Source organism: Bacillus sp. AFS037270 (genome assembly GCF_002585305.1).
The window spans coordinates 111,572-124,596 of record NZ_NUNF01000038.1 but is presented as its reverse complement, the minus strand read 5'-3'; the positions used below and the strand labels follow the sequence as shown (position 1 = coordinate 124,596).

Annotated in this window: 10 protein-coding genes; 6 read left to right on the top strand and 4 right to left on the bottom strand. The window is 39.9% G+C overall.

The features are described from left to right. Nucleotides 1–184: 184 nt before the first annotated feature. The 3 genes from ribD to COD92_RS19270 form a co-directional block, all read right to left on the bottom strand. Entirely contained in the window at nt 185–1,270 is a 1,086-nt protein-coding gene (ribD, locus tag COD92_RS19280; protein ID WP_098996481.1) for a bifunctional diaminohydroxyphosphoribosylaminopyrimidine deaminase/5-amino-6-(5-phosphoribosylamino)uracil reductase RibD, read from the bottom strand. Nucleotides 1,271–1,333: 63 nt separating this feature from the next. Next, nucleotides 1,334–2,065: a GTP cyclohydrolase II gene (locus COD92_RS19275; protein WP_098996480.1), complete on the bottom strand. Its 732-nt coding sequence runs from the start codon at nt 2,063–2,065 to the stop codon at nt 1,334–1,336. Nucleotides 2,066–2,099: 34 nt separating this feature from the next. Beyond that, nucleotides 2,100–3,209: an FAD-dependent monooxygenase gene (locus tag COD92_RS19270; RefSeq protein WP_098996479.1), complete on the bottom strand. Its 1,110-nt coding sequence runs from the start codon at nt 3,207–3,209 to the stop codon at nt 2,100–2,102. A gap of 241 nt (nt 3,210–3,450) precedes the next feature. Between COD92_RS19270 and COD92_RS19265 the strand changes: the two genes are divergently transcribed. Next, a complete protein-coding gene (locus COD92_RS19265) occupies nt 3,451–3,774 on the top strand; it encodes a winged helix-turn-helix transcriptional regulator (RefSeq protein WP_098530944.1) in 324 nt (107 codons plus the stop codon). Nucleotides 3,775–4,363: 589 nt separating this feature from the next. On the opposite strand, the gene COD92_RS19260 is transcribed toward COD92_RS19265, so the two are convergent. Beyond that, a complete protein-coding gene (locus tag COD92_RS19260) occupies nt 4,364–6,937 on the bottom strand; it encodes a substrate-binding domain-containing protein (RefSeq protein ID WP_255295284.1) in 2,574 nt (857 codons plus the stop codon). Between the two features lie 255 nt (nt 6,938–7,192). Here COD92_RS19260 and COD92_RS19255 point away from each other — a divergent pair, with 255 nt between their 5' ends. From COD92_RS19255 to COD92_RS19235, 5 genes are all read left to right on the top strand, one after another. Then, entirely contained in the window at nt 7,193–7,906 is a 714-nt protein-coding gene (locus COD92_RS19255; protein WP_098530946.1) for a LytR/AlgR family response regulator transcription factor, read from the top strand. Nucleotides 7,907–8,105: 199 nt separating this feature from the next. Continuing rightward, nucleotides 8,106–8,981 carry a substrate-binding domain-containing protein gene (locus COD92_RS19250; protein ID WP_141561126.1) on the top strand — a complete coding sequence of 292 codons (876 nt, stop codon included), beginning with the start codon at nt 8,106–8,108 and terminating at the stop codon, nt 8,979–8,981. Nucleotides 8,982–9,179: 198 nt separating this feature from the next. After that, nucleotides 9,180–10,349: a substrate-binding domain-containing protein gene (locus COD92_RS19245; protein ID WP_098530947.1), complete on the top strand. Its 1,170-nt coding sequence runs from the start codon at nt 9,180–9,182 to the stop codon at nt 10,347–10,349. A gap of 65 nt (nt 10,350–10,414) precedes the next feature. Further along, nucleotides 10,415–11,911 carry a sugar ABC transporter ATP-binding protein gene (locus COD92_RS19240; RefSeq protein ID WP_098996477.1) on the top strand — a complete coding sequence of 499 codons (1,497 nt, stop codon included), beginning with the start codon at nt 10,415–10,417 and terminating at the stop codon, nt 11,909–11,911. After that, the gene (locus COD92_RS19235) at nt 11,892–12,872 is read left to right on the top strand and encodes an ABC transporter permease (RefSeq protein WP_098996476.1); all 981 of its coding nucleotides are present in this window, start codon (nt 11,892–11,894) and stop codon (nt 12,870–12,872) included. Before COD92_RS19240 ends, COD92_RS19235 begins: the two co-directional genes overlap by 20 nt. Nucleotides 12,873–13,025 lie beyond the last annotated feature (153 nt).

Here is a 13,025-nt window from a genome sequence, read left to right as displayed (position 1 = left end):
AGGAGCACTTTATCCCGTTATGGTAAATGAAGAGGACGTTCATTGCCCGTTGAAGAGCAACTTATCCCGTTACGGTAAATGAAGAGCACCTTCATTGCCTGTTGAAGTGCACCTTACTCCCGTTTCGGTAAATGAACAGCTCTTTCATCTAAAAAAAATGGATGGTGACAAGCACCGTCCATTTTTAATATATCGGATATCCTGTAAATTTAAAGTCTCGCCCAATTGGCGAAACGTTTAGATTAGCTAACTCAACAGCATTGCCCATCTCCGCAATACCTGTTCCTTCTAAGAAGGTAGGGGCGGACTGTCCCCCGACTAGCTTAGGAGCCACGTATAGGACAACTTTATCAATTAACTGTTTTTCAAAAAGAGCAGCATTAATGGTTCCACCAGCTTCAATTAACACGGAGGACACAAGCTTTTCCCCGAGGGTCTTCATCACATCTTCCGGATCAACTTGGCTTGAGCCGCTTGTTACAAAGACGGAGATGCCTTGTTCTTCTAACTGTTTTCGTTTCTCTTTGTCGTAATTTTCACTAGTAAAAACCCACGTCTCTGCCTGCTGATCGGTTACCACCTTAGCATCCAAAGGAATTCTGAGCCTTGAATCCAAAATCACCCTAATCGGGTTCCGTCCATTTGGAATTCTTGAGGTTAGTTCAGGGTTGTCTTCAACCACTGTATTGACCCCGACAAGGATCGCCATATTTTCACTTCTTAACTGATGTACATCGCGGCGTGCATCAGGAGCGGTAATCCACTTGCTGCTAGCTGTATGGGTAGCGGTTTTGCCATCGAGAGTGGTGGCTGTTTTTAAGGTGACAAATGGTTTCTTCTCGACGATGAATTTATTAAATACTTCATTCATTTGGCGGGATTCTTCCTCACAAACCCCAATCACGACTTCAATTCCTGCATTTTTAAGGATTTTTACACCGTTTCCTGCGACAACAGGATTCGGATCTAACGTCGCGATGACGACTTTTTTAACTCCGGCCTCGACAAGTGCCACCGCACAAGGGCCCGTTCTGCCATGGTGGGAACAAGGCTCAAGTGTTACATAGATGGTAGCTCCCTTTGCGTGATGCCCTGCCATTCGAAGAGCATGGATTTCAGCATGCGGTTCGCCGGCTTTCATATGAGCCCCGACCCCTAGAATTCGGTTTTCATTAACAATCACTGCGCCAACTAGCGGATTCGGGTCAGTCTGACCTTTCATGGCTTGGGCATTTTTTAATGCCAATTGCATATAAAATTCATCATTCATAAACCTATATCCTCCTGCCACTAGGATGGTATTCATACCATCCTGTTTCTCAAGCTTATCCAGCTACTCTAAATGTCCAGATTTTTTAACTTTTGTCTTTAAGTATTTCTCGTTGTACTCAGAAACGTCGCCCCATAGTGGAGTTCTGCCTGAAAGTGGGGCACCGGCATTTTTCAAGGCTTTCAGTTTTTTCGGATTGTTGGTAATCAGTGTAACTGGCTTTGATCGTAGTGCCTTTAATACCTCAATTGCGTCATCATAGTTTCTAGTATCATCAGCAAAACCTAACCCTTCATTCGCCTCAACTGTATCATATCCATTTTCTTGAAGAATATAGGCCATCGCCTTGCTAAATAAACCAATTCCTCTGCCTTCGTGATTAGCGAGGTAGAATAAGGCGCCCGTACCATGCTCGACAATCATTTTCATGGATTGTCTAAGCTGGAAGCCGCAATCGCAGCGCTTGCTGCCAAAGATATCGCCAGTGTGACAGATGGAGTGCATCCGAATCAAGGCATCATCTCCGTATTCAAAATCTCCGTAAACAAGGACACTTGATTGTTGAAATTCCGCTAATTTAGCAGAAAATAAGTGCTGGATGACTTGTTGGAAATCTTCTGTAACATGCTTGGTCTTCAACCAGCTGTACCATTTAAACTCAATCGTTTCCCCATATAAATTAACTGGCAGCTTAATTGGACCGACCAGATAGATGGCCTCATCGCCTTTTTTAATCAATTTTATTTTATCCTCTAATAATGAAAGGACATCAGTCTTTAATTGAACTTGTTCCATGATCATTTCCCCAATCCCATGTTTTTATTGGTTTCTAAACGCCTGTTGGCAGTGCAGGAATTTTAAAATTATCTTGATAGGTTTGTTCTTTTATCAATTGCTGCATCTGTAATTTCTCTGCATCAGCCCGCCTAGCGTCTTCTAATTTTCTTAACTGTGCGGCACTCCGATCATTTTTGTCGAGTGCTTCCTCAATAATATCAGCTAGCACATCTGCGTCTAATAGAGCGCAATTAATCCCAAAGGCACCTGTAGGACTCATCGTATGAGCGGCATCCCCCATAATAACAACCCCGTCCGTCGCCCATACAGGTGATTGACTGCTTTGAACTTTTAATAAGATAAAATTGTTCCATGATTGAATGTGCTGATGAACAGTTTCTGTCAGCTCTGGAAAAGCCTCAATCACTTGCTCAATAAATGGTGCAAATGATTCTTTTTTCAATACTGGGTACGAATCCTCTTCAATATTCCAGCCAATCTGAATAAATCCGCCCTGCTGGGTAAACAGTGCTAGCTGCTTGCCGCCGATTAGTGCATTTTTAATGGTCGGTTCCCATCCTTCTGGGCTTGGGATTTTCGCCCAAAGCAAGTCGTACCCATGTTTAATGGTTGAAAAGGGGATTTCCGCTAGTCTTCTAACTGTTGAAAAACGGCCATCGGCTCCAACCACGATTTTACTTTTTATGGTTACTTCTTGGTCTCCCTTTGTTGCTTTAAGACCTGTTACATCCCCATTATTATTAAAGCTTAATTCAGTCACTTTTGTCCCCATTAAAAGCTTGTAATTCTGATAGGTTTTTGATTCACGAATTAATACACTTAATAGATTCTTCTGCGGAACATGGATACCGACGTGCTCTTCGCCAGCTGCCGGTGTAACAGTTTTTATTACGTGTCCATGCTGCCAGTATTCAATGCGTTCCATTAAAAGCAGCCCAGCGTCTTGTACTTTATTATACAGATTATATTTTTTTAAAACTCGTTCTCCGTCCTGATTGAGATGTTCGCCACGAAATTCTTTGTCGATCCCTGTGTGACGTTCGAGAACGATGGTTGTTATACCTTTTTTCGCAAGCAAATATCCTAATAATGCGCCGCCTGGACCACCACCGACAATGCAAACATCTGCTTCAAGTTTCATGTTTAAGGACCACCTTATTTAGTCTCATATATATAGGATTAATTTAATAAAAATTTATCGGTAACGAACAATTAATTATGATTATAATGCTGCTGATGTTATTATATCATACGACCCAATAACTTACTTACTTTATGTAACTTATTATATTTTTGAAATGAAGTTGTGTCAAATAATTTTATATTGTATTGTAATTTTGTTATGATTTGTAATATGATAAATATGAATAGGAGGGGAAACCATGAATCAACCTGAAATTTGTCCTCGATTCGAAAAAGCCATGGTGATGATGAGCCAGCGCTGGACAGGTCTTGTGATTTACCAGCTGCTAACAGGGTCGAAACGCTTTTGCACACTAGAATCTTCTATGGGAATTAGTGGAAGGGTTCTTTCGGAGCGTCTAAAGGAATTGGAGAATCAAGGAATTGTTAAACGCGAGGTGTTCCCCGAGACACCGGTACGTATTGAATATTCCCTAACCGATAAAGGACTAGCCTTAGAGCCCATCATTAGAGAAATTGAGAAATGGTCACAAGACTGGCTGCAAATAGAATCGGAACAATAAAACAAAAAGTAGCATTCGGATGGCGGAGAAGCCATCCGTTTTTTTTATATTCATATTTGATTAGTCTAGTGGAAGATTACGATTGCTAGAATATAACCTTAATGATCAATTAGGCGTGTAACATTAGCTGTGGAAAAGACGCAGTGTTTAAAATTTTTAGAGATTATCATACCAATCTTGATTATAATCACTAAAATTAATAATAATCGAAACCAATTAATAAATATATTAATTGGCGTGGATATGTAAAATATCAGCGCTTAATCTAACCAATACTTGAAGGGAGGAGCCTCTGAGCTTTTTAGATCTGCTTCATTTACTCTGTACCACCTTCGGCAGTAAGGACTTTGTTTTGTAAAGCAAACTCATCCAATGATACCTAGCCTTATAGTTCGTGTTCCTCAGACCGGAGGGTTGCCGCTCGCTTCGTTCAGATTCCGAGTTACCACGGACACCCTTGCATTAAGCTAACCATTACTACTGCCTACATGGATCGGGACTTTCACCCTAGAGACTGCACCCATGCCGGTCGAACTTTAAGAAAAAACCAACGAAAGGTTGGTTTTTTCTCCTGTTTTATTTATATATTTCATTCATTAGTTATAAACCTTTTAATAACATCCGGAGCTTCCTCGTTATAAACTAACTTCCAAGCATCAAGAACATTCTCTTTTGTTACTCTTAAAGGGGGAACAGCTACATAAGCTGGAGCCTGTTTTCCAATCAGTGCATAACCTGCCAAGATGGCTTCCGCCACTCCTTGTTGATAGGGCAGCTGGGCACCCAATCCCTTAATAAGTCCATCTTTAACCATTTCTAATACAACATTAACCCCCATATCAATCGTTGTGATAACTAGATGATCAGCGCCTGCCTTACGTGCTGCAGCTATGACTCCTTCGGCAGGATCACTCCATACAACAAAGATTCCGGCCAAATCTTTATTTTTCGTTAACATACTAGTTGCTGCAATTTCTCCTTCATATGGACCTACAATCCCTCTACGGTCCACAATTTTGATGTTTGGATAATGTTTCATTATCATATTTTCAAATGATTCTGTCCTTTGTTTTGTGGCGAAGAAGTCGGCAGCATGATAAATAACCCCAATCTTGCCTTTGTAAGATAATTTCTCGGCCATAATATGTGCTGCCTCACTACCGTTTCCATAATTGTCAGCAGATACAATGCTTACATAATCCCTTGTAGGCAGTAATCCCTTTGGTACATTGTCTATAAAGACCAGATGAACCCCAGTTCTCGACGCAACTTGGAAGGTGTTTGACGTTTTTTCCGGATCAACAGGAATCCCTACTATAATATCTGGCTTTAATTCTAAGATGTTTTCAATATCTTCCACTTGCTTCTCCCAATTAAACTGTGCATCTGTCACCGCAACTACCTCAATACCTATTTTCTTAAAAGTAGCTTTTAACCCTTCCACTTGAGACCTGGACCAATCATTATCTGTATAGTGCATGGAAATGGCAGCCTTATATTTTTTATCCTTCAGTTGCTTTAGATCCTTTACCGATAACTGTAGTGTTTTAGCAGAAACAGCTTCCTCACCGTATGGACCTGTACTTAAAATTTTACGCTCGGGAATATTTTGATTGATCGTACTCGTTAGAGTCTCGTTTACCGTTGTTAAGAATCCCTTCACATTAATGGGTTTTATCACATAATTATCAAACCCTTTGTTTAATGTATGCTGGATGTCATGGGGCATAGCATTGGCACTTACCGCAATAATCACGATATCTTTCGTATTTTCATCCTTTTTTAAACGGTCAAATAATTCGAAACCATGGATATCCGGTAGGTTAAGATCCAGCAGAATTAAATCGACTTTTTCAGTCTTAGCCAGTTCTAATCCTTCTTTTCCGGAACGTGCCGTTAAGATTGTATAGGAGGGTTCCGATTTCAGGATGCTCATGACCAAATTTAAATTAGATTGATTATCTTCCACATATAGCAAACAGTAGTGATCAGTCTTGCCATTCTTAGCTGGAAGATCGATCACTTCTTCACCCCATTGCATCGCGGCCTTTAATTCATAGGGAAGAGGGAGTCGAAAGCAAAAATCACTGCCTATTCCTTTTTTGCTTGTCACACTGATTTTTCCGCCCATCACCTGGACAAGCTGCTTGACCAAAGACAATCCAATGCCCGTACCTTCCTCTTGTGTCCCTTTAATCCGATAAAATGGGACAAACACTTTCTGATATTCTTCAACTGAAAGCCCGACTCCTGTATCGGCAATATGAATAACTGCCTCGTTTTGTTTCATATAAGAGAAAATCATGACTTTGCCGTCTTCCCGGTTATATTTGATGGCATTATCGAGAAGATTAAGTAGGATTTGTTTTAGGCGAATCGGATCGGCAAGAACGGTTACAGTTTGCGAATGGTCCATTTGATTATGAATTGTAATTCTTTTTTTCATGGCAAGCGGCTGCACGATATGGATACATTCATTGATAATGGTCAGCAGATCTACCTCTTCAATTGAAACTTTTAATTGGCCTGTATCGATTCTGGATAAATCTAAAATATCATTAATTAAGCTTAACAGATGCTTTCCTCCGCTTAAGATCTCTTGGACAAAGTCCTGCTGCTCCTCATTTAAGGTTTCATCTATTTCTAATAGCTGGGCAAAACCAAGGATTCCGTTCAAAGGGGTCCGGAGTTCATGACTCATTTTGGAAAGAAAGTCCGATTTGGTTAGGTTTGCTTTTTCCGCCGCTTCTTTTGCTTGAAGGATTGTTTGTTCCATCTTTTTTCGTTCGGTAATATCCGATATGGTCACAAGCGCGGCTTGTTCCCCGTCTTTATGTAATTTAAGTGGTTTTGAAGTAATGGAAAGCCATTTAGTCCCATTATTTCGATCGCTTACTCCCAAGACATAATCATGGAAAGGAATCCCCTGTTCGAGGGTGATGATTCCAGGCAATTCTGAATAGGGTAGGGAGGATCCGTCTTCTTTTACATAATCTAATTTGCTTACATTTGCTTCCGTTAATAAATCGGATTTAATACCAAGTACTTTTTCAACATTTTCATTAAGCGCAATCATTCTACCCGACTTTTTATGAATAATGACGCATTCAGACATGGTTTGTAAAACTTCTTTATATAAATTTTCGTTAGGGGTGATTTCCATTTTTATACCCTGCCTTCCGAAAGAATAGTCATGCATTTTCCTGAAGCCGTAGCTTTAGTATAGTCCACAGTAATTCTTCTTTAAAACTGCAAAAAACCGCCATACCTATTTAATATTAAAATACTTCCTATCCTGCTTAAACTGCCTTATACTGAGAGTAGTTAGTTTGACAGCGATTTCAAATAGTAGTATGTTATCTATTATTTTTATATTAATGTTCCACTTAAATAAAAGCTTTTAATATGAGGTGATCTTTTGAGAGTTTTAATTGCAGAGGACCATGCACCATCCAGAAAACTATTGAAGCATCTCATTAAACCTTTGCAGAGTTATGAAATGGTTGGAGAAGCCGTTAATGGTGAGGATTTAATTTGCAAGGTGATGATAGAAAAGCCAGACATCATTTTGGTTGATATTAATATGCCATTGTTGAATGGGATGGAAGCGGTGAAATCTTGTAAAAAAGTAGTCCCGTCATTGCAAGTTATCTTTATTACCGGACATGATGAGTTTGCCTTAGAAGCTTTTGATGTAAATGCAATCGATTACATTGTCAAACCTATTGACCGTGACCGTCTTTATGCAGCGTTAGGACGAGCAGCTGCACTTGCCAAGCCTGCGGCTGAAAGCGAGCGCCCATCGGTTAAGAAGGATTTAATGGTTAAACAGTCCAATCAGTTTTCATTTATACCATTAGATGACATTATTTTTATTGAACGAGCAGACCGAAAGGCTGTTATCCATACGAATGATCTAAAAATAGAGTTAAATGAGGCATTAACGAATCTTGAAGAACTCCTTGATTCCCGTTTTGTAGCCTCCCATCGTTCCTATATTATTAATTTGCAATATTTAAAGAGGATTGAAACCGCAGGGCAAACGTACAAAGCATATTTTAAAAATTATGAGGAGACAGCAAAGGTTTCCAAGAATAAGTTAGCAGAATTACAAAAAAATAAATCGTTGTGAGGTCCGGGTTTACCGGACCTCAATTTTTTTTGTTTTTTTAAAAAATTTATGATTTTATTGTCCGAATGAACGATGATTGTGTCCAAAAGGATGGAAAACGATTTCAGTTGAAAAAAAACCTTGTCGGAAGATGATTAGACGACAATTTTGTAATCGATTACAATCCAAATATAGAAACAAGAAAGGACAAATAACAAAGATGGTAGGGATTGTAGATGTAGCAAAGAAGGAAATTGTTTCTGCTAAAACCATTCTAGTTGTTGTGCCTGACATTACAAATCCGTTTTTTTCAAAGGTGTTTAGGGGGATTGAAGCAGTAGCGGTTACAAATGGATATCAAGTTATACTCGGCGATACAGGCAATGATCTGGAACGAGAAAAGTGGTTTTTAAACCTTTTGGATCAAAAAAAAGCAGATGGAATGGCTTTATTAACTGCCCAAACGGATGCAGCAACCGTTGAAGAGGCGGCCCAAAGATTTCCGTTGGTCCTTGCGTGTGAGTATATGGAAGGTTCCAACATCACAACTGTTTCGATTGATAACATAAGCGGTGCCAGAAAAGCAACGGAATATTTAATCGATTTGGGACACGAAAGAATTGGCTGCATTATTGGACCTCTCAATAGTGTCTTGAACCGAGACCGTCTCAAAGGATTTTATCAAGCAATGTCAAGCAACAACCTTATCGTGGATCCTGTGTTAGTCCAGGAAGGTGATTTCTCTTTTGAAAGCGGTTTTAACCTTATGATGAAGTTTTTTGCCATTGGTCAACTCCCATCTGCGATTTTCGCTGCCAATGATGAAATGGCAATGGGAGTCATTAAAGCCATTAAATCTAAGGGGCTTAAGGTGCCAGAGGATATTTCGGTTCTCGGTTTTGATAATCTGAAATTCTCGTCCATATTCGAACCAGGTCTGACAACGATTGTCCAGCCCGCGTTTGAAATTGGTGAGAAAGTGGCGGATTTACTATTGAGGCTCATCAACAAAGAGGAAATCAAACACGAGCAAATGTTTTTAGCTGACCAGTTGATTGTAAGACAGTCTTGTCAGCAGTATGTGAAAATTTTTTAGAAAAAAATGTAATCAATTACATTTTCTGAAGTCCATAGAAGCCTGGTTTTATAACTTAAATGAATGTAATCCATTACTAGTAATATTCTATTAAGCTTACATTTATGAAAAGGGGGTGGTGCCACACTTATAGTTTGTAAGGTGGTACCGACAAATAACGAGCTTCAACTAAATAACTATTATAGTGGGGGTAATCAAATGAAAAAGAGTTTTTCTATTACAGTTTTACTGTTACTTGTTTTAAGTGTTTTTCTTGCAGGGTGTGGCGGAAAAAAATCTACATCTGAACAAGCGAGCACGAAAAAGAATGATAACTACTCAGAAACAGCTTCAGGACCATTAACGATCAATCCAAAGATTCCTGATTTAGCGGTACAAGATAAAGGGCCGAACGGAGAACAGGCCGTTTCAGCTAAGACATTGCAGCTTACGGAAGATGAGCTAAAGAAGATTAAAGAAGGTAATTATAAAGCGGCGATTGTTATGCACTACTCTGGTACTGACTATATGAATGCCGCAGTTGGTGCGATGAAGGATACATTTAAGAAGATGGGCATCAAGATCGTTGCTGTAACAGATGCACAGTTCAAAGCGGAAAAGCAAGTAAATGATATCGAAACCGTTTTAGCGAAAAAGCCGGACATTATGATTTCTGTTCCAGTTGATGCCGTATCTACCGCACCAGCTTATAAAAAGGCTGTTGCCCAAGGCGTAAAGTTAGTATTCATGGATGGTGCTGCACAAGGTTTAGTTGCAGGTAAAGATTACATCAGTATTGTGTCTGGTGACAACATGGGTAACGGAGCAACCGCAGCAGACATCATGGCTGAAAAACTTGGCGGAAAGGGTAAAGTCGGCATTTTGTATCACGATGTAAACTTCTTTGTAACCAAAAACCGTTCTGATGCTTTTGAAAAAAGAATCAAAGAAAAATATCCAAATATTGAGATTGTCGCAAAAAGTGGGATTACTGGTCCAAATCAGGCAGAAGAAGTAGCATCTGCTATGTTGACAAGACACCATGATATTGATGGTATCTTCGCACCATGGGATGTACCGGCTGAAGGTGTTATGGCTGCAGCAAGAACGGCTGGCAGGGATGACCTAGTTGTTACAACAGTTGACTTAGGTACAAACGTAGCAATCTCCATAGCACAAGATGGAATTGTTAAAGGTCTTGGAGCACAGCTGCCATATGACCAAGGTGTAGCACAAGCGATCCTTGCCGGCTATGCCCTATTAGGAAAAGAAGCACCAGCGTATGTTGCTTCACCATCCATCAAAGTTACGAAAGAGAATGTATTAGATGAATGGAAGTTAATCTACGGAACAGAGGCTCCTGACACAGTAAAAAATGCGATGAAATAATTTTTAAAAAAGGATAAAGGCTGCTTTTGAAAGCAGCCTCTAACATAAAAAGAAGGTGAACTTGGATGGAACAACCGATTCTCGAAATGAGAGGTATTAATAAAGCTTTTAATGGGATTACCGTTTTAAACGATGTCCATTTTTCCGTCAAAAAAGGTGAAGTTCACGCCTTGATGGGGGGAAATGGTGCCGGGAAATCGACGTTAATGAAAATCCTCACAGGCGTATACTCTGCAGACAGCGGCGAGATTTTAATTGAAGGAAAACCGGTAAGCATTAAAAGTTATGATGATGCTCAAAAGAATAATATATCGATGATTTTCCAAGAGTTTAGTTTAATTCCTACCCTTACCGTCGCCCAAAACATCTATCTTACTCGTGAGAAGAAAACATCATTAGGGCTGCTCGATGATAAGGATTGTGAGAAGAAAACAGAAAAATTGCTAGAAGAATTAGGCGTAGATATTAGACCAAATGATGTAGTTCAAAATTTGGGGGTTGGCTATTGGCAGATGACGGAAATTGCCAAAGCACTTTCCCAAGAAGCAAAGATTCTAATTATGGATGAGCCAACCTCGTCCTTAACCAAAAATGAAACTGAAGTACTCTTTAGTTTTATTAACAAATTGAAAGCAAAAGGTTATTCCATCATCTATATTTCTCACCGGATGGATGAAATCTTTGAAATATGTGACCGAATCACGATTATGCGTGATGGACGATATGTCACAACAGAAAAATGCAGTGAAACCGATCTTGATAGTGTAATTTCACATATAGTCGGTATGCAATTTGACCAAGCTTTTGAATGGAAAGAACGTTCCTACGCAACGGACGTGCCGCCCATTTTTGAAGTAAGAAACTTAAATGCCGAACATGTCCAGGATATTAATCTTAAAATTCAGCCGGGTGAAATCGTCGGAATCGCCGGGTTGATGGGAAGCGGAAGAACGGAATTACTTCGAAATCTCTTCGGGATTGATCCCATTGAGAGTGGAGACATCTACATCAATGGTCAAAAACAATCCATTAAGAATCCTAAGAATGCCATAGAAGCCGGACTTGCACTGATTCCGGAGGACCGCCGGATGCAAGGATTGGTCCTTGAACATAGTGTCAAGGATAATATGATTCTTCCAATTCTTTCGAAGGTGAAAAAAGGAGCTTTTATTGATAGTAAGAAATCCAATGAGATTAGTAATGAATTTGTAAGGAAGTTAAATATTAAAACGGATAATATTTTTAAAAAGGCCGGGTTGTTATCGGGCGGTAATCAGCAAAAAATCGTTCTAGCTAAATGGCTGGCGAACGACCCTACTGTCTTGATGTTGGATGAACCAACGATTGGTGTGGATATTGGTGCAAAAACGGAAATTGTGGAGATTATTAGAGCCATGGCCGAAAACGGCAAGGCAATCCTTGTGGTCTCTTCCGAACTTCCAGAACTGCTTGCTTTGAGTGATCGTGTCATCGTTATGCATGATGGGAAAATTAAAAAGGAAATGACCCGCAGGGAGATTAAATCAGAGGAGGAATTACAATATGCAATCCAAGGTTTCTAGTATTCAAAAGCCAGCAACTCCTTCATTGAAGGGATTCGAGTGGCGTAATTATATTGTCTATTTTGCCTTCGTGGGCGTATTAATCTATTTTTCTATCAGCTTAAGTGATGAAGGTTTCTTAACTTCAGGGAACTTATTAAACATTGTTAGACAAACAGCGACGATTTCTTTGATGGCGTTGGCAATGACATTTGTTATTAGTACAGGGGAGATTGACCTTTCTGTTGGTTCCATTGCTGCCCTTTCTTCTCTAGTCGGTGCATTAGCCATCCAAGCGGGTTATGGCATTATTGGTGGACTCATCGGTGGTGTAGGTACTGGACTTGTGGTTGGATTAATCAATGGGTTGCTTGTTACAAAAGTAGCGATTCCTTCCTTCTTGGTAACACTGGGAACGATGGGAGCCGTTAAAGGTGCTGCGATGTGGGTTACAGATACTGCTCCAGTTCCGATTGTAGACGCAAATTTCAATTTCATCTTTGGTTCAGGGGACATTGGTCCAATTCCAGTTTTACTTATTTGGACTCTAGTATTTACAGTGATTGCCCATATATTACTTCGTAAGACATCATTTGGCCGCCAGGTATTGGCAACAGGCGGTAACGAAAATGCGGCTAGATTCTCTGGTGTAAAGACAATGAAAATCAAGCTAATAGTTTTCCTTGCAACGGGTTTAATGGCTGGTTTAGCTGGTCTTCTCTATGCGGGCCGTATGAATGCCGGACGTTTCTCCTTCGGTGAAGGCGATGAGCTTTCTGTTATCGCTGCGGTTATTCTTGGTGGAACAAGCTTGTTTGGCGGTGTAGGAACGATTATCGGAACTATTGTTGGTTCCTTAATGATTGGTACGATCAACAATGGTTTGATTATCATGGGTCTTGATGTCAGCCAGCAAATGATTATCAAAGGAATTATCATTATCTTGGCGGTGGCTTTCGGTAAGAAAGCGTTGAAGAGGTAAATTTTAATAGAGGTTTCCGCGAAATAATAGCAAAATTCTGCGGAATTCCCCCGGAAATTGACGGAATTAATGAGAAAACTGGCAGAATTTCCTCGGAAATTGGCGGAATTAATGATAAAAGCGGCGGAATTCTTTTCAAAAAAAGCGGAATGA

Coding starts and splice junctions, on each gene's coding strand:
- ribD (WP_098996481.1), bottom strand. CDS start 1,270: ATGAATGATGAATTTTATATGCAATTGGCATTAAAAAATGCCCAAGCC.
- COD92_RS19275 (WP_098996480.1), bottom strand. CDS start 2,065: ATGGAACAAGTTCAATTAAAGACTGATGTCCTTTCATTATTAGAGGAT.
- COD92_RS19270 (WP_098996479.1), bottom strand. CDS start 3,209: ATGAAACTTGAAGCAGATGTTTGCATTGTCGGTGGTGGTCCAGGCGGC.
- COD92_RS19265 (WP_098530944.1), top strand. CDS start 3,451: ATGAATCAACCTGAAATTTGTCCTCGATTCGAAAAAGCCATGGTGATG.
- COD92_RS19260 (WP_255295284.1), bottom strand. CDS start 6,937: ATGGAAATCACCCCTAACGAAAATTTATATAAAGAAGTTTTACAAACC.
- COD92_RS19250 (WP_141561126.1), top strand. CDS start 8,106: ATGGTAGGGATTGTAGATGTAGCAAAGAAGGAAATTGTTTCTGCTAAA.
- COD92_RS19245 (WP_098530947.1), top strand. CDS start 9,180: ATGAAAAAGAGTTTTTCTATTACAGTTTTACTGTTACTTGTTTTAAGT.
- COD92_RS19240 (WP_098996477.1), top strand. CDS start 10,415: ATGGAACAACCGATTCTCGAAATGAGAGGTATTAATAAAGCTTTTAAT.
- COD92_RS19235 (WP_098996476.1), top strand. CDS start 11,892: ATGCAATCCAAGGTTTCTAGTATTCAAAAGCCAGCAACTCCTTCATTG.